The organism is Streptomyces sp. NPDC043746 (assembly GCF_056436485.1).
Genome location: NZ_JBWKCM010000007.1, coordinates 249,908 through 268,859, shown reverse-complemented (window position 1 = coordinate 268,859; position 18,952 = coordinate 249,908). Strand labels below are relative to the sequence as shown.

Annotated in this window: 21 protein-coding genes; 13 read left to right on the top strand and 8 right to left on the bottom strand. The window is 73.2% G+C overall.

All coding sequences use genetic code 11. The features are described 5' to 3' along the window. The first annotated feature begins 286 nt into the window (after positions 1-286). On the top strand, positions 287-415 hold the full coding sequence (locus AC0682_RS11150) for a hypothetical protein (protein WP_478532316.1): 129 nt from the start codon (positions 287-289) through the stop codon (positions 413-415). Positions 416-432: 17 nt separating this feature from the next. On the opposite strand, the gene AC0682_RS11145 is transcribed toward AC0682_RS11150, so the two are convergent. The 3 genes from AC0682_RS11145 to AC0682_RS11135 form a co-directional block, all read right to left on the bottom strand. Then, positions 433-1,830, bottom strand: a complete 1,398-nt coding sequence (locus AC0682_RS11145) for a carboxyl transferase domain-containing protein (RefSeq protein WP_478532315.1) — start codon at positions 1,828-1,830, stop codon at positions 433-435. Further along, on the bottom strand, positions 1,820-3,379 hold the full coding sequence (locus tag AC0682_RS11140; protein ID WP_478532314.1) for an AMP-binding protein: 1,560 nt from the start codon (positions 3,377-3,379) through the stop codon (positions 1,820-1,822). The genes AC0682_RS11145 and AC0682_RS11140 overlap by 11 nt, the downstream gene beginning before the upstream one ends. Positions 3,380-3,554: 175 nt before the next feature. Then, positions 3,555-4,268, bottom strand: coding sequence for a LuxR C-terminal-related transcriptional regulator (locus AC0682_RS11135; protein WP_478532313.1), 714 nt, complete (start codon positions 4,266-4,268; stop codon positions 3,555-3,557). Positions 4,269-4,596: 328 nt separating this feature from the next. On the opposite strand from AC0682_RS11135, the gene AC0682_RS11130 reads away from it, so the two are divergent. The 9 genes from AC0682_RS11130 (at position 4,597) to AC0682_RS11090 (ending at position 11,523) form a co-directional block, all read left to right on the top strand. After that, a complete protein-coding gene (locus AC0682_RS11130; protein WP_478532311.1) occupies positions 4,597-4,866 on the top strand; it encodes a hypothetical protein in 270 nt (89 codons plus the stop codon). A 143-nt stretch (positions 4,867-5,009) separates the two neighbouring features. Beyond that, entirely contained in the window at positions 5,010-5,549 is a 540-nt protein-coding gene (locus tag AC0682_RS11125) for a stage II sporulation protein M (protein WP_478532310.1), read from the top strand. Beyond that, positions 5,534-6,196 carry a hypothetical protein gene (locus tag AC0682_RS11120; RefSeq protein WP_478532308.1) on the top strand — a complete coding sequence of 221 codons (663 nt, stop codon included), beginning with the start codon at positions 5,534-5,536 and terminating at the stop codon, positions 6,194-6,196. The genes AC0682_RS11125 and AC0682_RS11120 overlap by 16 nt, the downstream gene beginning before the upstream one ends. 50 nt (positions 6,197-6,246) lie before the next feature. Continuing rightward, the gene (locus AC0682_RS11115; protein WP_478532307.1) at positions 6,247-6,678 is read left to right on the top strand and encodes a hypothetical protein; all 432 of its coding nucleotides are present in this window, start codon (positions 6,247-6,249) and stop codon (positions 6,676-6,678) included. Then, the gene (locus AC0682_RS11110; RefSeq protein WP_478532306.1) at positions 6,675-8,354 is read left to right on the top strand and encodes a hypothetical protein; all 1,680 of its coding nucleotides are present in this window, start codon (positions 6,675-6,677) and stop codon (positions 8,352-8,354) included. The genes AC0682_RS11115 and AC0682_RS11110 overlap by 4 nt, the downstream gene beginning before the upstream one ends. Positions 8,355-8,366: 12 nt before the next feature. Further along, the gene (locus tag AC0682_RS11105; protein WP_478532335.1) at positions 8,367-8,993 is read left to right on the top strand and encodes an ATP-binding cassette domain-containing protein; all 627 of its coding nucleotides are present in this window, start codon (positions 8,367-8,369) and stop codon (positions 8,991-8,993) included. Continuing rightward, positions 8,990-9,967 carry an ATP-binding cassette domain-containing protein gene (locus AC0682_RS11100; RefSeq protein WP_478532304.1) on the top strand — a complete coding sequence of 326 codons (978 nt, stop codon included), beginning with the start codon at positions 8,990-8,992 and terminating at the stop codon, positions 9,965-9,967. Before AC0682_RS11105 ends, AC0682_RS11100 begins: the two co-directional genes overlap by 4 nt. Before the next feature lie 3 nt (positions 9,968-9,970). After that, the gene (locus AC0682_RS11095) at positions 9,971-10,804 is read left to right on the top strand and encodes an ABC transporter permease (RefSeq protein ID WP_478532302.1); all 834 of its coding nucleotides are present in this window, start codon (positions 9,971-9,973) and stop codon (positions 10,802-10,804) included. Between the two features lie 287 nt (positions 10,805-11,091). Beyond that, positions 11,092-11,523, top strand: coding sequence for an Lrp/AsnC family transcriptional regulator (locus AC0682_RS11090; RefSeq protein WP_478532300.1), 432 nt, complete (start codon positions 11,092-11,094; stop codon positions 11,521-11,523). 179 nt (positions 11,524-11,702) lie between these two features. On the opposite strand, the gene AC0682_RS11085 is transcribed toward AC0682_RS11090, so the two are convergent. From AC0682_RS11085 to AC0682_RS11065, 5 genes are all read right to left on the bottom strand, one after another. Next, positions 11,703-13,172 carry a GAF domain-containing sensor histidine kinase gene (locus AC0682_RS11085; RefSeq protein ID WP_478532298.1) on the bottom strand — a complete coding sequence of 490 codons (1,470 nt, stop codon included), beginning with the start codon at positions 13,170-13,172 and terminating at the stop codon, positions 11,703-11,705. A 46-nt stretch (positions 13,173-13,218) separates the two neighbouring features. Continuing rightward, a complete protein-coding gene (locus tag AC0682_RS11080; protein WP_478532296.1) occupies positions 13,219-14,256 on the bottom strand; it encodes a rod shape-determining protein in 1,038 nt (345 codons plus the stop codon). A gap of 209 nt (positions 14,257-14,465) precedes the next feature. Further along, positions 14,466-15,032, bottom strand: a complete 567-nt coding sequence (locus tag AC0682_RS11075) for a hypothetical protein (protein ID WP_478532294.1) — start codon at positions 15,030-15,032, stop codon at positions 14,466-14,468. 174 nt (positions 15,033-15,206) lie between these two features. Continuing rightward, positions 15,207-15,674 (bottom strand): PH domain-containing protein, encoded by a 468-nt coding sequence (locus tag AC0682_RS11070; protein ID WP_478532292.1) that lies wholly within the window; start codon positions 15,672-15,674, stop codon positions 15,207-15,209. Between the two features lie 9 nt (positions 15,675-15,683). After that, complete coding sequence (locus tag AC0682_RS11065; protein ID WP_478532290.1) at positions 15,684-16,169, bottom strand: MarR family winged helix-turn-helix transcriptional regulator; 486 nt, start codon at positions 16,167-16,169, stop codon at positions 15,684-15,686. 117 nt (positions 16,170-16,286) lie between these two features. Here AC0682_RS11065 and AC0682_RS11060 point away from each other — a divergent pair, with 117 nt between their 5' ends. From AC0682_RS11060 to AC0682_RS11050, 3 genes are all read left to right on the top strand, one after another. Continuing rightward, the gene (locus tag AC0682_RS11060; RefSeq protein WP_478532288.1) at positions 16,287-17,306 is read left to right on the top strand and encodes an NADP-dependent oxidoreductase; all 1,020 of its coding nucleotides are present in this window, start codon (positions 16,287-16,289) and stop codon (positions 17,304-17,306) included. A gap of 243 nt (positions 17,307-17,549) precedes the next feature. Then, positions 17,550-17,978 (top strand): organic hydroperoxide resistance protein, encoded by a 429-nt coding sequence (locus tag AC0682_RS11055; protein ID WP_478532286.1) that lies wholly within the window; start codon positions 17,550-17,552, stop codon positions 17,976-17,978. Positions 17,979-18,061: 83 nt separating this feature from the next. Beyond that, entirely contained in the window at positions 18,062-18,859 is a 798-nt protein-coding gene (locus AC0682_RS11050; protein WP_478532284.1) for an EI24 domain-containing protein, read from the top strand. Positions 18,860-18,952: the final 93 nt, after the last annotated feature.

Here is an 18,952-nt window from a genome sequence, read left to right as displayed (position 1 = left end):
CCCCCCCCCCCCCCCCCCCCCCCCCCCCCCCCCCCCCCCCCCCCCCCCCCCCCCCCCCCCCCCCCCCCCCCCCCCCCCCCCCCCCCCCCCCCGCCCCCGTGGCGGGCCGTGATCCGACCGGCCGCCACAGCCACCCGCGCACGACCCGCGCGGCCTTTCCCGAAACGCGGCCTTTCCCGAAACGCGGCCTTTCCCGAAACGCGGCCTTTCCCGAAACGTGGCCTTCGCCCCTCTGCGGCACGCCGTCTTCTGTCGAAGTCTTCTTTCGAGGAATGGGGGAACTCTCGTGCTCGATCTCGCGCGCGCCGATGCCGACGGCGACCGCTATCTGCTGCTGCTCGGCTCCGACATCCTGCTGCGCGAACGCGGCATCGTCTCGGCGCTGCGGACCTACCCGGCCCCGTGGTCGGGATGAGCCCCCCGACGAGCTCGTCAGCGGACGATCGAGCGGGCGATCCCCAGCTCCACCAGGTCCTGCGGCCGCAGCCGGAGCTGGTCGGCGGTGGCGCCGGTCTCCTCCGGCGGTCGCTTGAGGATGGCCGCCGCGAGTTCGGGGGCGATGACGGAGAAGTAACTGTCGGCCGTCACGTGGGTGTTGCCGGGTGCCGCGAGGGCCAGCGCACCGCCCGATCCGCCCTCGCCGATCACCAGCGTGGTCACCGGGACCCGGGCCGCCGCGATCGCCGCGAAGGTGTCCGCGATGGCCGCGCCCGCGCCCGCCCGTTCCGCCTCGGCGTCGTTGGCGGCGCCGGGGGTGTCGACCAGAGTGAGGACGGGCACACCGAGCCGGTCCGCGAGCCGGATCGTCCGGGCCGCCGCCCGGTATCCGGCCGGGCGCGTCGGGGTCCCGCACTGCGCGACGTACGCGACGGCCTGCCCGTCCGTCCGCAGCCCGAACCCGCTGAGCAGCCCCGGGTCCCTGCCGCCGCACCGGTCCCCGTGGAGGGGGAGCCGTACGGCGAAGTAGTCGTCCAGATACGCCTTTGCGCGTGGCCGCCCCACCGCCCGCGCCCGCTCCACCGCCTCGCGCCCACTCCCCGGCAGCCCGCCGGAGGAGGTCTGGGCCCGGGGGAGGGGTGCGCCGGCGGATCTCCCCACAAGGCCGGCCCCCTCCTCGCGCACCGCGCCCGCCCCCAGCGCCCGCAACCACAGCCCCACCGTGCGGGGCAGTTCCGGGCCCGCGACCACCGCGTCCACCTGGCCCGCCGCCAACTGGCCCTCGGCGCCGTACGCGTACGGGTCGGCGTCCGGCGGCCGAACCCGGGAGCCGGCGAACCCGATCTGGGCGCCCGGCAGTGCCAGCACCACATCCGCGCCCGCCCCCACCGTGGCCCAGCCGCCGCCGGTCGTGGGGTCGCGGACCACGGCGATCTGCGGGAGCCCCGCCGACCGCAGCCGGGTGGAGGCGGCGGCCACCCGCTGGAGCTGGGTGAGCGCGACCATGCCTTCCTGCATCCGGCTGCCACCCGTGGCGACGAGCGCGACCAGCGGCAGGCGGCGGGTGAGGGCAAGACCGTACGCGGCCTCCAGCCGGTCCCCTGTCAGCTGCCCCAACGAGCCGCCCAGGAAGCCGAATTCGAAGGAGAGCAGCACGCACTCCCGGTCGCCGACGACCCCCGTCCCGTACACGACCGACTCGTCTTCGCCGGTCCGCGCCGCCGCCCGCTCGCGCGCCGCGTCGTACCCCGCCCAGCCGAGCGGGCCGTCCGGCGGGAGCGTGCGCGGCGCCGGGGGCCGGTGCTCGGTGAAGCCCGCCCCGCCGGTGAGCAGGGCGATGGCCTCGCGGGCGGTGGCCCGGGGCGTCGTCCCGCCGGTGGCGTCACCGGACATGGAGCGACCTCTTCATGATCTTCCCCAGGTCGTTGCGGGGCAGCGCGTCCAGGTAGCGCACGGTACGCGGACGCTTGTGCGGGGCCAACTGCCCCGCCACCAGATCCGCCAACTCCTCGGCTGAGGGTGGCGCGTCGGGGTCGGTCGCGACCACCCACGCCACCACCCGCTCACCGAGGTCCGGGTCCGCCTCGCCGGTGACGGCGGCCTCGCGGACCCCGGGGTGACCGAGGAGCACGTTCTCGATCTCGCCCGCGCCGATCTTGTAGCCACCGCTCTTGATCAGGTCGGTGGCCTTGCGCCCGACGATGGTCACGTACCCGTCCGCGTCCACCCTGCCGACATCGCCCGTACGGAACCAGCCGTCGGCCGTGTGCGCGGCGGCGGTGGCGTCGGGCCGGTTCAGATAGCCGGTGAACAGGTTCGGGCCCCGGACCTGGATCTCCCCGATCGCCTGCGGCCCCTCCAGCACCGTGCCGTCCTCCTCCACCAGCCGCAGCTCCACCCCGGCGAGTGGCGGTCCGACCGTGCCGGGGCGCGGTACGCCGTCCGCCCGGGTCCCCGTGTTCATCAGGGTCTCCGTCATCCCGTACCGCTCGATCACGCGCCGCCCGGTCGCCGCCGCGATGCGCTCGTGGTCGTGCACGGGGAGCGCCGCCGAACCGGAGACCAGCAGCCGCGCCCCGGCCAACGCCCCTGCCAGCGCATCCCGTTCGGCGGTCCCCTCAGGGGCGTCCAGCCCCTCCGCCAGCCGGTGGTACATCGTCGGAACGCCGAAGAGCATCGTGCCCCCGGACCCCAGCTCGCGAGCCACGCCCCCGGCCGAGAACGCCCCCAGGTGACGCAGCGAACCGCCCCGCCGCAGCGGCCCGAGGACGCCCAGGATCAGCCCGTGGACATGGAACAGCGGCAGGGCGTGGACCAGGACGTCGTCGCCGGTCCACCCCCAGGCGTCCGCCAGCGCGTCCAGGGACGCGGCGACGGCCCGCCGGGGGAGCACGGCCCCCTTGGGCGGGCCGGTGGTGCCGGAGGTGTAGACGATGAGTGCGGGGGACTCGGGGCCACCCGCACCGGGCGCGCGGCCGTCCGCCGGGGCGACGCCTCCGTCCGTCGCGTGGCCGTCCGCCGCGACGGAGGCCTCGGGCGCGCCTTCGGTCGCCGCGCAGCCGTCCCTTCGGTCGGACTCCCGCGCGTCCACCGCCACCCGCCGCAGTCTCGCCAGCGCGGGCGGCAGCTCGTCGTCCGGCCCCGCCAGCACGGCCGCGGGCCCGCTGTCGGCCAGGATGTGCGCCAACTCGGCTTCGCCCGTCCGCGGGTTGAGCGGCACGACGGGCACCCCGGCCCGCACCGCCGCCACCACCGCGATGACCGTCTCCGCGGTCGGGGTGGCCCAGACGGCGACCCGGCCCGCATCCGCGATCCGGGCGGCGAGCGCGGCGGAGGCCTCGGCCAACCGACCGTACGTCAGGGAGAGATCACCGAAGCGGACGGCCTCCCGGGAGGCTGCCGGGCCGGTGGGGGACTGGAGCGCCGGAAGAAGGAGGGTCACGCCGAGAAGCCTAAGGGCTGGGCCCCGCCGGCACCCCCGTACCGAGTGAGGGCCGCGTCACCATCGGCCGCCCGCGGCCGTGCCCCGGGAGGTCGCCGACCGGGAAGCCGCCGGCCTGGTGAACGCGTCCCGTACCGGGTGGGCAGGTGCCTTGGATATCAGTCGTCATCCGATATCAAAGGCCGTGCTGGGCATACGCAGGACTCCCGGAGCGGGACGGTGGGGCGGGTGGTATGTCGAATGCCGGCATGCCGGGTGATATCTGCGAGGCGAAAACCGCGGCCTGCACCCGGTTGGAAAGGTGGAGTTTCGCGAGGATGCTGCTGATGTAGTCCTTCACTGTGGCTGGGCTCATGAACAAGCGTCGGGCGATCTGCGCGTTCGACAGTCCTTTGGGAAGCAGGACGAGAACCTGGAGCTCCCGCTTGGTCAGGGCGGACAACTGCCGGTGCTCCACAGCGTCCGGCCGGGCGGACGACAGGCGGTCGGCCAGCGCGGTCCCCGCCACGGCCGGCGACAGCACGATGGATCCCGAGGCGAGCACCCGTACGGCGTCGATCAGCTCCGACGGGGCCGCGTCCTTGAGCAGATACCCGGAGACCCCCAGCCGCAGGGCCTCGGTGACCTGTGCTTCTTCCGCGTCAGCGGCCAGTACGGCGACTGCCGGAGGATCCGGGCATTCCCGCAGTGCCGAAAGGGCGGTGAGCTCGTCGGTGCCCGGCTCCCGCTGAGCGACGAGGAGTACATCAGGCCGGTGGCGCATCACTTGGGCCACCGCGTGCGGTTCCTCGCACGCGTCCGGCACCTCTATGCCCGGAGCTGACGCAAGTACATACCGAAGACAGTCGATGAGCAGCTTTTCATCGCCTATGACCATAACCTTAATCACGTGCTGTTTCCCCCGACTTGGATCATCTCAGCTACATGTGTGCGAGGGCGGTTCGCCTGCGGTGGGAGCGCATTTCTCGGCGAGCGCCTCGCCCACCCCGCCGACCGGCGGGGGCCTCTACCGCTGGTCGGCGGATGTGGAGGCGTGAGCGTTGCGCGATTGTACTTCGAGAGGGTTCGTGGCCAGAAGGCCGTCGAGCCCGCCCGGTCCCCGCCCTGCTCGAATCAGGGCGGGGACCGGTGCGCGGTCGTGCCCGGCACGCCGCGAAGTCCAGCCTAATTCGCACACTGCATGAAGGGCCGGTGCTCCGGCCCTCGGGAGGTATGTCATGACGAAGTCATTCAGCCGCGCCACGATCGCCGGCGCGGGTGTCGCTGTCGCGGGCAGCGCTCTGCTGTTCCTCGGCGTGGTCGCCCCGGCCGTCCTGACCGCTTGGTTCGGGTTCACCTCGGCCCAGGCCGCCGGTGCCGCGACCGCGATCATGGCAGGCATGGACGTGGCCACCGCGCTCTCCGTGTTCGGTGGCGCCACCGCCATCGGCGGCATCGGCCTGGCTCTGCTGCGCAAGGCCGTCGGCAAGGCCGCGATCGTCAAGTAACCGGGAGGGCCGGGCTTCCGGCCCGCCCGCCCCTGCCTCCCGCGACGACCATCGCGGGGGGCGGGGAAACTGCCGGCGGTCCCACGGGGAGCCAGGACCGCCGAGAGCGCCTGCGAAGGAATGACGTGAGTGGGGGATCCGTAGTGACCGTAGTGCCGCTGACCGACCTGCTACGGCGGCAGCGCTTGGCGCTCCTGCTGGGTGCCGCCATGTGGTTCGGGCCCATGCTCATCGGCATCGTGATCGGCGACCGCCTCGACTTCGGGGTCGAGGCACGCAAGGTCGAGGCGACTCCAGGTCTGTGGTGGTCGATCTACAGCACGAACGCGAGCGTCGCCCTGCTGGCGTTCGGGGGCATTCTCACCTGCGGGCTGGCGACCATCGCCTTCACCCTGGTAAGCGGCCTGCTCACGGGCATGGGCCTCGCTCAGGCGACCGCGATCGGCGGGTTCGGCCCCATGGCACGGCACATCCTGCCGCACGCCTGGCTGGAACTGCCCGCCCTGGGCATCGCCGTGGCGGCCGGGCTGGTGCCGCTGGTCACCCTGGGCAGACATTTCCTGGGGCGAGGCGGGCCGCGCCCCAGCGTACGGGGCATCGTCAACGACGCGTTCGGCCTCCTGGCAGTCTCGCTCTCCCTGCTTCTGATCGCCGCAACCATTGAGACTTGGGTGAGTACCTGATGGAGTTCGCCGCGCCACGCACGAGCGACGCCGTGGACGAGCGCCGCACCCCCGCGCGTTCCCTCGCCTCCCACGACCATCCCGCTGAACCCGGAGCGGACGGTTCGCCCCGGGAAGCCTCGCGAGCGCGGCGGGCCCAGCAGGTCGGACTGCTGGGCTGTGTGACCCTGCTGGCTCTTCTGATGGGCCGCTTCCTCGGCGTCTACCAGGAGGAAGCCTCCCGCAAGCTGACGGACGCCACGGCCGGAGAGCTGGACGTCGCCGTGTGGGCGGCCTGGGCGACAGCCTGGCTGTTCAACTCCGTCGCCTACATCGTCCTCGCCCTGGCGATCGGTGCGCTGGGGGCCGCCGGCTGCCGGTGGTGGGGAGTCCAGGCCGACTTCCGCCGGCTCAGACACCTGCTGGGCGCCGTCATCGCCGGGTATCTGGCGGTGCGTACCGGCGTTCTTCTCCTTGCCTCACTCGCGGGAGCCGAGGACCGCACGGTCCTCTCCTGGCTGTCGGCCCCGGAGCCCGGTCTGGCCGTCCTGGCCGTGGTGATCGGCGTACTGCTGCGACGCATCGCGCCGGGCCTGGGATGGCCGCGCACGGCGGCCTGTGCCGCACTGCCGGCAGCGGCGCTCGCGCTGTTGATGGCAGTGGTGTGACCAGGGGCCCGGCACCCCGTCCCCCGACCGTAGAGCGAAGGCGTACGACCGTGAACGACCGCACCGAACACTCCGCGAGCAGCCGTCGACGGCGGCTGGCCTGCGCGGCCCTCCTCGCTGCCGCGCTCGTCGCGTGGACCCGCGCGTTCCTCTACTCGGCACGCCACGACGAGGTGCGGGAGGTCGTCGCGTCCTCCGGCCGACTGGCGGACAGCAACCGGGACTTCGTGCTGTCCGCTCAGGACTGGCTGCAGTGGGTGTGGTGGTTCTTCCCGCTGCTGCTGCTCGTTCTCGCCTTCGTCGTCATCACGCTTCGCGTGGGGGAGTTCGTCCTGGTGCTCGTCGCGGGCGCGGGCGGAGTGGTGCCCGCGGTGGCCGGTGTGCTGTTCCCGGCTCCCGGTCCCCTGCAGGTGCTGGCGGGGGCGTTCCTCGTGGCGCTGGCGACCGCCACGCTGCTGACGGTTCTGCCGGGGCGGCGATGACGCCCCACGGCCGGGCGGAGCGCGCTCGCGGACCGCTGGCCTACGCGTCGGACTGTCTGGCGCTGGGCATCGCGGACGGTCGCCGGAAGATCAACCTGCTTCAGGGGCGGGCCACCCCGCTCTGGATGCAACTCGCGGTCGTGGGCTGCTATGTCCTGGGGGCCGTGCTCGCGTTCGCCGCGGTTCTGGGCGCGGGGCTGCTGGCCGCCCGGTTCGGCCCGGTGCAGGAGGCCGGCCTCCCGGAACTCGCCCGCTACTCCTGGCCACTGGTGGTGCTGTTGGTGGTGACGCTCGCCGCCGGTACCCAGCCGCACCAGGTGCGCCTGCTGATCGACCCCCCCGACCGGGCCATGCTGACCGCGCTGCCCCTACGTCCCGGCCAGGTCATCCTGGTCCGAGGCGTGCTGCCCGCTCTGCTGGGTTCGGTGGCGTTGGCGGCCTTCGCCTCGGTCTTCCTGGGTTCCTGGCTGAGCGCCTCCCCGGCGGGGCGTGAACTGCTGCCGTACGCCTGGACGCTCACCCTGTGCACCGTCCTGCTCGGCAGCTGCGTCCAGCTGTTCCTGCTGGGCGTCTACGCGCGCAGTGGTGGCGGGGAGGTGGGTCTGGTCAAGATCCGCCAGCTCGTGGTGATGGCGGGCCTCGGCGGCCTGGCGGGCTGGTCGCTGGCGCTGGTGACCGGGGCGCTGCGTGAGCAGGGCCCGCTGGTGGAGGCCCTGCCGCGGATCCTGCGCGACACCCTCACGGCCGTACAGCCGGGCTGGTGGGAGGAGCTGTTGCGCTCGGGAACCTGGTGGACGGGGCTGGTGACCGTCGCCGTGTCGCTGCCCTTCGCGCTGCTCGGCGGCTGCTGGCTGGCCGCTGCGGGCAGGCACCGGATGCTGCGGGCCGACGCACCCGTCCGGTACGCGCCCCGGCCCGGGCGCCTGGTGATGCCGAGAAGCCTGATGGCCGGATTCCTGCTCAAGGACGCGTATGCGGCGGTCCGCGGTCTGCCCGGCACCACTGCCGTACTCCGGCTCTGGTTCGCGGGCAGCGTCGCGCTGGGGGCGACCGGCCTGGTCCACTCCGCTGTCGGCGGCGTACCGCTCGACGTACCGTTCCCGGCCGCCGCCGCCATGCTGGTCGGCGGGATGCTGGTGATCGGAGACGAGGCTGTACAGACCGCGGGGGTCGAGGGCGAGCGCCGCGCCTGGGACCTGCTGCGCCAGTCGACGTTGTCCGAGCGGGCCCTCGGTGGCTACAAGGCGCTCTCGGTGGCCGCCACCACCGCTGTGCTGGCGGCACCCGGTGCGCTGGGCTGGGCGCTGCTGACGGCGGGAGGCGGCCGAGGCCTGCCGGCGATGGCCGCCGTGGCGCTGGCGGCGGCCGCGTCCTGCGGCGCGGCGGCCACCGTGACCGCACGCATCACCCCACCCGCCGAGGCGGCGGGCCAGTCCAGGGTCACCCGGGCGCCCTCGGCGGGCATTCTGCAGGCCGTGCTGACCTGGGTCCCCCTGGCGCCCGTGCTGCTGCTCGCCCCGTCGCTGCCAGGCGGCACCGGGGTCGTGAGCGACCTGCTGGCCTGCGTGCCGGCGCTGGTCGTGCTCGCTGTGCTGGCCGCCGCTGCCGCCTGGACCGTCCGGCCGGGCCGCCGCACTACCGCCGCGGTCGTCGACCCCGCGGACCTGAGGAGCTGACCAGTGATTCGAATGCGAGACCTCTCCGTGAGCTACGGCGACCGGGAGGTGCTGCGAACGCTCGACACGGAGCTGGGACCACCTGGTCTCATCGCGCTGTCCGGAGAGAACGGCTCCGGCAAGAGCACCTTCCTGAGGCTGCTGGCGGGACTGCTCTCACCGACCACGGGAGAGGTGACCATCGACGGTCACCGCCCGGACAGCGCCGCGGCCTGCGCGCTGCGCGGCTTCGTCCAGGACGAGCCCCCGTTGTACGAGTACTTGACGGTGCGTGAGCAGCTCGCCTTCGTCAGCCGGCTGTGGGGGACACCACTGCGCCGGGCGCTGGCGGAGCTTGAGCGGTACGGCGCACAGCACTGGTGCGACACCCTCGTCAGGGAACTGTCACTCGGCACCCGCAAGAAGATCGGCCTGGTGGCGGCGACCCTGCACGAACCCCGGCTGATCCTGCTCGACGAGCCGTTCAACGCACTGGACGCGGCTGCCGCGGCCGAGCTCGACGGGCAGCTCACGGCATGGAAGGAGGAGGGGCGTCTCGTCCTGGTCGTCAGCCACCGGACGAGCGGTGAGTACGCGGACCTCGCCGACCGGCGGTTGACCCTGGTGGACGGAGAGCTCACCGAGGAGGCGGCACCGTGATCGAAGTCCACCGCCTCACCAAGAAGTACGCGGGAAAGACCGTGGTGGACGACCTCGGTTTCCGGGTCGAGCCGGGCGCCGTGACGGGGTTCCTCGGGCCGAACGGCGCCGGCAAGTCGACGACCATGAGGATGATCCTCGGGCTGGACCGCCCGACGTCGGGATGGTCCACGGTCGCCGGCCGCCCGCTGCGGGACATACCGCACCCGCTGCGCACGGTCGGCGCCCTGCTGGACGCCCAGGCCCTGCACCGCGGCAGATCGGCGCGGGATCACCTGCTGTCGCTCGCCCAGAGCAACCGCATCGCGCCTTCCCGCGTGGACGAGGTGCTGACCCGGGTCGGGCTGCAGACGGTCGCGGGCCAGCGGGTCAAGGGCTACTCCCTCGGGATGCGGCAACGTCTCGGCATCGCGGCGGCGATCCTCGGCGACCCCGAGGTGCTGCTGCTCGACGAGCCGGTCAACGGCCTTGATCTGGACGGCGTCCGCTGGCTCCGCGGTCTGTTGCGGGCACTGGCGGCGGAAGGGCGGACGGTGCTGGTGTCCAGCCACATGATGAGCGAGATGGCGCTCACCGCCGATCGGTTGGTGGTCATCGGGCAGGGCAGGCTGCTGGCGGACACCACGGTGCGGGAGTTCAGGGAGTCGCATTCACCCAGGCGCGTACGTATCGCATCGCCCCGGCCGGACCGGCTGCGACAGCTCCTGGAAAGCGCAGGAGCCTCCTACACACCGGCGCTCCCGGCGGAGGCCGAGGAGCCCGGCGACGCCGACGGTGGCTTTGACGTGTACGACCTCTCACCCGGCGCGTTGGGCGAGATGGCCGCGCGCGAAGGGCTGCCCCTCTGCGAACTCACCCCACACCACGCCTCGTTGGAGGACGCCTACATGAACCTCGTCGGCGACACCGCCCAGTTCCGCACTCGTCAGGCGGTTGTCGCCCCGGCGGGCCCCGGACACCGGCAGGAGGGCTGACGCATGGCCGGAACCGTTCAGAAGGCGGACACCGCTCCTCAGGGCGCCCCGAACGCCGTCGGCCGGATGGCCACCGCCGTACGCCCCGTCCTGCTGTCCGAGTGGACCAAGCTGCGCACCGTCCGTTCGACGCCGTGGACCCTGGGCACGGTCGTCGCCGTCACCGTCCTGCTCGGTCTGGGGTTCTCGTGGCTCACCCGGCACAGCGCCGACGGCCTCACCGAGGCGGACCTGGCGGCGCTCGACCCGACCGCCACGAGCCTCGCCGGCCTCAACCTCGCCCAGCTCGCCGTCGTCGTCCTCGCCGTACTCAGCGTGTCCGCCGAGTACTCCACCGGGCTGCTCGCCGTGTCCCTGCACGCCGTGCCCCGGCGCGGGCTGTTCTACGGCTGCAAGGCCGCCGTGCTGGCGGGGGTCACTCTCCTCACGGGGTGGGCGGCCTCGGCGGCCGCTTTCGGCGTCGGCCGGCTCGCCATGGGTGACTACGCCGCCTCGGTGTTCGACCCGGGTGTCCTGCGCGCCTTGCTGGGCGCGGGGCTGTACCTCGCCTTGCTGGCCCTGTTCTCGTACGGCGTCGCGATGGCGCTGCGCAGCGCGGTGCCGGCGCTCGGCGTGCTGATGCCGCTGTTCTTCCTCGTCTCCCCCCTCCTGTCGGTGCTGCCCGCCACGGAGCGGTTCGCCGGCTATCTCCCCGACACCGCCGGGATGCGGATCACGCAGACGGGACTCGACGGTTCGAGCGCGTGGACGGGCCTGGGGGTGCTGCTGGTGTGGGTGGCGCTGGCGCTGGCGCTCGGGTACTCCTGCCTGCGGGCCCGGGACGCGCATACGGGGTGACGCCCCGCCGCCGCCCTCCGCGTACGGCTCACCCGCCACGCCGCAGGGTCCGCATCCGCCCGTACGCGTACACGCAGCCCGCCGGCGCCGGATCGGACAGGAGCATGAAGCCGACCAAGGGCGCGGGGGCGCGCACAGCCCGCTGGTCTGCGCCGACCGGGTGACGGGGGGCTCCCCCGGCCGCCACGCGCTCCCTGCGGTCCTCCCCGGTTCTTCTTCGGCTCCAGTCCTCGCCCTTCCCCTGGACTCCCTCAGCCGATATCGCCGCAAGCTGGGACAATCGCGGTATGGATCGGCTGGACAGGGAAATCATCGGCATCCTCCAGGAGGACGCGCGGATCTCGTACCGGGACCTGGGCGTCCGGGTGGGGCTCAGCGCCAACGCGGCGGGCGACCGGGTCCGTCGGATGCGTCGCGACGGGGTGATCCGGGGCTTCACCGTCATCGTCGATCCGGCCGCCGACACCCGTTCGGGCCTGGTCGTCTTCATCGACGTGACGCTGCGGCTGGACACGACGAACGAGGAGTTCGAGCGCTCGGTGCTGATGCTGCCCGGGATCACGGAGGTGGTGCACCTGACGGGCGGCCACGACTATCTGATCCGCGCCACGGCGGCCGACCCGGTGGCGCTGGACACGCTGCTGCGGCGGCTGAAACGGGAGGCGGGCGTGGCCCACTCCACCACCCGGATCGCCCTGCGGGCGGCCCCGAAGCACTGACAGCGCGGAGCTACGGGCGGCTCCCGAAGCACGGACAGGGCCGAAGCTACGGGCGGCCCCCGAAGCACCGGCCGCCACGGCTTGGCCCCGCCTCTACAGGGCGGCCCCGAAAGCACCGGCCGCCCCGGCCCGCCCCGCCCCGGCCCGCCCCGCCCCGGCCCGCCCCGCCCCGGCCCGCCTCACAGCGGCGCCTGCCAGGTCACCGTCGTCGACCGGCCCCCCTCCTCGTCGCGGCCGTCGTCCACCACCACCAGCCGCACCGCGCCCCGCCCGTCCTCCAGCCGCACCGTCGCGTCCACCTCCACCTCGATGGCCGAGACCCCGGGCCTGCGGTGAGCGGCGGCCAGCGCCTTGCGGAGCACGGCCAGCAGCTCCCGGCCCGTCGCCTCGCGCACCAGCGCGTCCACCGCCCCCGTGAAGTGCACCGACGGCAGGAAGCCCAGCAGCGCCGAGGCGCCTCCGGTCTCCCGCAGCACCCGCCCCCGGAACGTGCTCGGAGCCTCGGTCGGCGGCTGCTGGAGAGCGAAGATCGCGGTGCGGACCTCCTGGATGGTGGAGTCCAACTCGTCCACGGCCCGCCCCAGCAGCTCACCGGCCTCCTCCGCCGTGGCCCGCCGGCGCGTCGACTCCAGCATCATCTCCGTGGCGAAGAGCCGCTGGACCACCAGATCGTGCAGGTCGCGGGCGATCCGGTCGCGGTCCTCGTACACCGCGAGCTGCTCCCGGTCCGCCTGCGCGTCCGCCATCACCAGCGCCAGGGCGGCCTGCGAGGCGAACTGGGTCGCCAGCAGCCGGTCGACCGCCGTGTACGGGGGTGCGCCGCGCCGCCGGGGCAGCGCGAGGGTCCCGATGAGCCGACCGCCGCTCTGCAGCGGCAGCATCATGCTGGGCCCGAACCGGGACCGTACGTCGGTGGTCATCCGGGGGTCGGTGGCGGAGTCGTCGATGAAGACCGGTTCGCCGCCGAGCAGCTGGACCAGGACGGGGGAGCCGGGCGCGATGGTCGTGCCGACGATGCCCCCCGGGCCGTCGGGGGTGGAGGCCGTCACGATCTCCATCCCGCCCTCCTCGGTGGGCTGGAGGATCACACCTGCCGAGGCTCCGGCGAGCACCCGGGCGCTCTCGGCCACGGTCGTCAGGGCGTCGGCCGCGTCCGTCCCGGTCAGCAGGGCCGTGGTGACCGCCGCCGCCCCCTCGATCCACCGCTCGCGCTGCCGGGCGCTCTCGTAGAGCCGGGCGTTGCCGATCGCGATGCCCGCCTGGGAGGCGAGGACGTGCAGCAGCGCCCGGTCCGTCTCGCTGAAAGGGCCCGAACTCTTCCCGGCCAGGCTGAGGTGGCCGAAGAGTTCGGTGTGCACCTGGACGGGGGCGACGAGGAACGCCGGAGCGGGTGCGCCCTCCGGCTCCCCCTCCCCGGCCTCCGTCGGCAGCCCCGCCCGGCGCTCCGGGAGGAGCCGGTCGACGAAACGCCGCTCGGCCTCCGTCATCCCGGTCGTGTAGAGCGCCCCGGTCCGGTCGTCGTCGGGCTCCAGCATGCCGAGGGCGCCGTGCCGGGCCCCGGTCAGGGTCGTGGCGGTGTCCACGATCTGCTGGAGGGTGGCGCGGAGCCCGAGGTCACTGCCGATGCTGAGGACGGCCTCCAGAAGCATCGGCAGTCGGTCGACGGGGGACAAGGGGCCCGGGAGCCTTCCGGGCCTAGCCCGCCAGCGGGTTGAGGACCATGGGCTGGATCCTGCCGTCCAGCATCGCCCCGAGGCCGAGCACCGAGCAGACGTCGGGGCGGTCCGCGATGAGCACCGGCATACCGGTCGCGTCCCGCAGCATCCGGTCGAGGCCCGGGAGCAGGGCGCTGCCGCCCACCATCATGATCCCGCGGTCCGCGAGGTCGGCCACCAGATCGGGCGGGCACTCCCGCAGCACCTTGCCGACCCCGTCGAGGACGGCGGTGAGCGGGGCGTGGATGGCCTGCCGTACGGCGGCGGTGTCGACCTGCACCGAACGGGCGAGCCCGGTCGCCACGTCCCGGCCGTGGATCTCGGTCAGGGCGGGTCCGGTGAGCTGGAGGCCGTTGCCGTGCAGCGCCAGCTGGAGCGGGCGCACGGACTGGCTCGGGAGCATCAGCGCGTGGTGCTGGCGCAGGTACTGGATCACGGCCTCGTCGATGGCGTTGCCACCGACCGGGATGCGGACGGCCGTCACGATCGAGCCGAGCGAGAGCACGGCGATCTGGGTGGTGGCCGCCCCGCACGCCATGATCATGGTCGCGGTCGGCTGCTCCACCGGCAGCCCGCATCCCGCCGCCGCCGCGATCAGCGTGTCCACCAGCTCGACCCGCCGGGCGCCGAGCCCGACCAGGGTCTCCACCGTGGCGCGCTGGGCCAGCGGATCGGCCTCGTGCGGGATGCAGGCGGCGGCGCGCAGCCGGGGCTTGCGGCGCAGCTGGCGGCGGAGCTTGTCGCCGAGGAGGTGGCGCAGCATCCGCTGGGCCATCTCGATGTCGACGACGGAACCGCCGGAGACCGGGCGGACGACCCGGATGTACTCGGGGGTGCGGCCGGTCATCTGCTCGGCGAGCACGCCGACCGCGATGAGCGATCCCGTACGGACGTTGACGGCGGCGACGCTCGGTTCGTCGACGACGAGCCCGAGCCCCTTCACGTAGACCCGGGTCCTCGCGGCCCCGAGATCGACGGCGACGTGGCAACGTTGCAACTGCTCAAGGCTGACGGTCACGGCGGATTCTCCCGAGGGCGCGGACGGTGGCACCGGCGGCGAGCCGGCTTCTCCTCGCATCGTCGCGTTCCGCACCGGGTCGCGCGCGCTGGGCTGGTCCGTCGAGGGGACCCGCGAGCCGACGCCCCGCCAACCCGGGGTCGGCAGGCAGCCCCGGGCCACGGACCGCGTCGCGCCCCGCTTCGCGGCTTCTCCCGCCGACTCCCCGCTCAGCCCGGCAGCAGGCGCTGGAAGAGCCCCCAGGTGAACTCCGCGACATACGGCCGGCCGCTCCCCGGGTCCGTGACGGCCAGCGCCCACCGGGTCGGCGCACTCCCCTCCATCGGCCGTGCCGGGGGAAACGCCCGCGCCACCTCGTCCACGGTGCACGACCAGGGGCGCAGCGAGGCCACGGAGGTCAGCCCGGGGCCCGCCGCCCCCGGAGCCCGGACCAGCCACTCGTTCCACACCGCCCCGCCCGGTCCGGCCATCACCTCGAAGCGCAGGTCCGGCCAGAGCGGCGCCGGCCAGAGCAGCGCCTCGCACTCCACATCGCCCACCCGGCGCCTCAGCGTCAGCTCCGGCTCCCCGAGCACCGCGCGGTAGCGCCGCAGCGACCCCCGCCCCCGGGGCGCCCGGACCATGGCCTGCCAGCGGCGGTTGGCCTCCCGCATGTCGGCGGGCGAGGCGCTCAGCTCCTGGCGGGCCTCCTCGACCAGCTCCGGCTGGTGGTCGGCCATCCGGCGGAGCAGGACGAGCTGGAATTCGAGCGGGCCGAAGGGGGCGGGGGCGGTCATGCCGCCCATCTTCCCGCAGGTCAGGCGTATCGGACCGGCTGCTCGCGGAATCCGGTGTTCCGCACCGGGCCCCCGCCTGGGCTGCTCCTCTGCCGATCCGCCCGCATCCGACCCGCGGGCGGATCGGACTGCCGCGGCACGGTCCCTCCGGTGGTGCGCGCGGAAAGCGGGCCTTCACTGCGAAGGTCTGGTCGCCTGCTCCCACTGCCGCGTGATGCGTTCGAGCGCGGCTTCGAAGGACGGATCGGCTCCGGCATCGGATGTCATCGGAGTCGGCAGGCGAAACGAACTGCCGTCGTGGCGATCGATCCGGATCCAGTAGTCGTAGCGCCCGTGGTACCCGCCCTCCTTGTCCACTTCGATCTTCGCGATCTCGTGCCAGGCGGCAGCGGAACGAGTGATCAGCCTCCGGGCCCGGATGCCCTGCGCGTCCACGGTCGTGCGCCCGAGCGCCATGCCTGCCAGCCAGGGGGCCGCGGGAATGCCCATCAAGCCCAGCGCCGAGAGGAACGCGCCGGTGTTCGTCCCCCGGGACCACCCCGTCGCGAAGGCGGCGACGGCGTAGACGGACAACGCGACCGCGACCGCGAACCAGAACCACCAGGTGTTCCGCTGGGCGGGCAGATACTCGACCTCCTGCATGAAGTCACCCTAAAGGAGTGGCTGATCGCCCCTTCGTCCGCCGTCGGCGCTCGACCGGGGCCGCGTCGCCTCACCCGCGCCCAGCATCCGCCGCAGCAGATCCCGTAGCGCCGTCCGCTCCGCCTCCGACAGCTCGGCCAGCGGCTCCCGGGCGAAGTCCAGCGAGTCCCGCAGCTCCCGGGCCGTCTGCCGGCCCGTCTCCGTCACGGCGGCCAGCTTCACGCGGCGGTCGGCCGGGTCCGGGCGGCGTTCGACCAGGCCGCGGGTCTCCAGGCGGTCGACGATGCCGGTCACGTTCGACGGCTCGCACTTCAGCTTCACGGCGATCTTCCGCATCGGGGTCGGCTCCAGCGCCAGCAGCCCGAGGACCCGCGCCTGGGCCCCGGTGAGGGAGTGTGCGGCGGCGGCACGGTCGTACTCCTCGTGGTAGCGCGCCACGACGGTGCCGATCAGCTCGACGACCTCAAGGGTCAGGGGGTCTGTGCGGGTGGCCATGGGGACCAGCGTACCGATTTACTTGACATCATGAAACATCTAGGAGCATGGTTGTTTCATGTAATGAAGCTTTTCTGCAAGGCTTCCCCCGTAGGACATTGAGGAGAACCCGAGCCCATGTCTGCAGCACTTCCCACGTCCAGCCGTGAATGGCACCTCGTCGCCCGCCCCCACGGCTGGCCCGAGGCCGAGGACTTCGCGCTGCGCGAGGCCGCCGTCGCCGCTCCGGCGGAAGGCCGCATCCTCGTCCGCAACAAGTACTTCTCCGTCGACCCGTACATGCGGGGCCGGATGAACGACGTGAAGTCGTACACCCCGCCGTTCAAGCTCGACCACCCCATGGACGGCGGCGCGGTCGGTGAGGTCATCGCCTCGAACGCCGAGGGCTTCGCCGTCGGCGACCACGTCCTCCATGGTCTCGGCTGGCGCGAGATCGCCGATGTGCCCGCGAAGCACGCGGTCAAGGTCGACCCCGACCTCGCCCCGCTCTCCGCCTACCTCGGCGTGCTCGGCATGACCGGACTCACCGCCTACGCGGGCCTGTTCGAGGTGGCCTCCTTCAAGGAGGGCGACGCGGTCTTCGTCTCCGGCGCCGCCGGTGCCGTGGGCAGCCAGGTCGGCCAGCTCGCCAGGCTCAAGGGCGCCTCCCGGGTCATCGGCTCGGCCGGCTCCGACGAGAAGGTCAAGCTGCTCGTCGAGGAGTACGGCTTCGACGCCGCGTTCAACTACAAGGACGGGCCGGTCCGCGACCAGCTCAGGGAAGCCGCCCCCGACGGCATCGACGTCTACTTCGACAACGTCGGAGGCGACCACCTCGAAGCCGCGATCGGCGCGCTCAACGTGCACGGCCGCGCCACCATCTGCGGGATGATCGCCCAGTACAACGCCACCGAGCCGACCCCCGGCCCGCGCAACATGGCGCTGATCATCGGCAAGCGGCTGCGGCTCCAGGGCATGCTCGTGGGCGACCACGCCGACCTCCAGCCGAAGTTCGTCGAGGAGGTCGCCGGCTGGCTGGCCTCGGGCGAGCTGAAGTACCAGGAGACGGTGGTCGAGGGCATCGAGAAGGGCTACGACGCGTTCGTCGGCCTCCTGCGCGGCGAGAACACCGGAAAGATGATCGTCTCGCTCGTCTGACCCGTCCCGGGCCGAGGGCCGGCCGTACCGGGGCGAGGGCCGGTCGCCCGCGCGCGCGGGCCGGTCCACGTCGTACTCGATGCGGCGGTCCCGCTGTCCCGGTCGTACCCGAGCGAGGGCCGGTCCCCCCGTTCGGGGTCCGGCCCGCACCCGCGCGAGGAAGGTCACCCGTTAGGCTCATCCCCAGGCCGTCGCGATCGTGGGCGCGAGTCGCGGCGCACCAACAGGAGGAATCCTCACATCATGACCATCCAGAAGATCGACGTCGCCTACACCGCTGTCGCCACCGCCGAGAACGGCCGCGACGGCCGGGTCTCCTCGGACGACGGCCGGCTCGACGTCGTGGTCAACCCGCCGAAGGCGCTGGGAGGCAGCGGTGCGGGCACCAACCCCGAACAGCTCTTCGCGGCGGGCTACAGTGCCTGCTTCCAGGGCGCGCTCGGCGTCGTCGCCCGCCAGGAGAACGCCGACATCTCCGGCTCGACGGTCACCGCCGAGGTCTCGATAGGCAAGACCGAGGCCGGTGCCTTCGGCCTGGAGGTCGTCCTCAGCGCGACCATCCCCAACGTCGCCGCCGACACCGCGCGGGCGCTCGTCGAGAAGGCCCACCAGGTCTGCCCGTACTCGAACGCGACCCGCGGCAACATCAGGGTCGAGCTGTCCGTGGCCTGACCACCGCACCGTCGTCCGAGGACCGCACCCCGCCCCCGGGGTGCGGTCCTCGCCGTATTCCGTACGCCAGTACGCTGACGCCCATGAACGATCTCGGGGCAGGCTTCGGCTACCTGCTGAAGGGGCAGCGCTGGGTCGTCCGGCACGGACGGTGGTTCGGCTTCGGACTGCTGCCCGGACTCATCACCCTCGTCGTCTACGCCGGAGCCCTGGTCGGACTCGGTTACGGCGCCGACGACTTCGTCGCCTGGGCCACCCCGTTCGCGGACGGATGGTCCTCGCCCTGGCCGGGCCTGCTCCGCACCACCCTGACCGCGCTGGTCTTCGTCCTCGGCCTCTTCCTCGCTGTGATCACCTTCACCGCCGTCACCCTCCTGGTCGGCCAGCCGTTCTACGAATCGCTCTCGGAGGAGGTCGAGCGCGGCGAGGGCGGAGACGTTCCCGAGTCGGGGCTGCCGCTCTGGCGCGAACTGTGGATCTCCGCCCGCGACTCGGTCCGCGTCCTGCTGCGCGTCGCGCTCCTCGGGATCGCCCTCTTCGCCTGCGGCTTCGTCCCGGTCGTCGGCCAGACCGTCGTCCCGGCCCTCGGCTTCTGCGTCTCCGGCTACTTCCTGGCCCAGGAGCTGACCGGTGTGGCCCTCCAACGGCGCGGGCTGCCCCTGAAGAAGCGGCTCGGGCTGTTGCGCGGCCGACTGCCGCTGGTGCTGGGCTTCGGCGTCCCGCTGGCCCTGTCGTTCCTGGTCCCGTTCGTCGCGGTGTTCCTGATGCCGGGAGCGGTCGCCGGGGCCACCCTCCTCGCCCGCGACCTGGTCGACCCGGCGAGGGGCTTCCCGGCCACCGGCCCCGGCGGGGCCGCCACCCCGAAGGAGCGGGCCGTATGACCGAGCCGCCGGTCACCGCCGCCGACGCCCACACGGTCCGGGCGCCCCGCCCCCCGGCGGACGTCCGTGCGACCACGATGGTGGGGATCACCG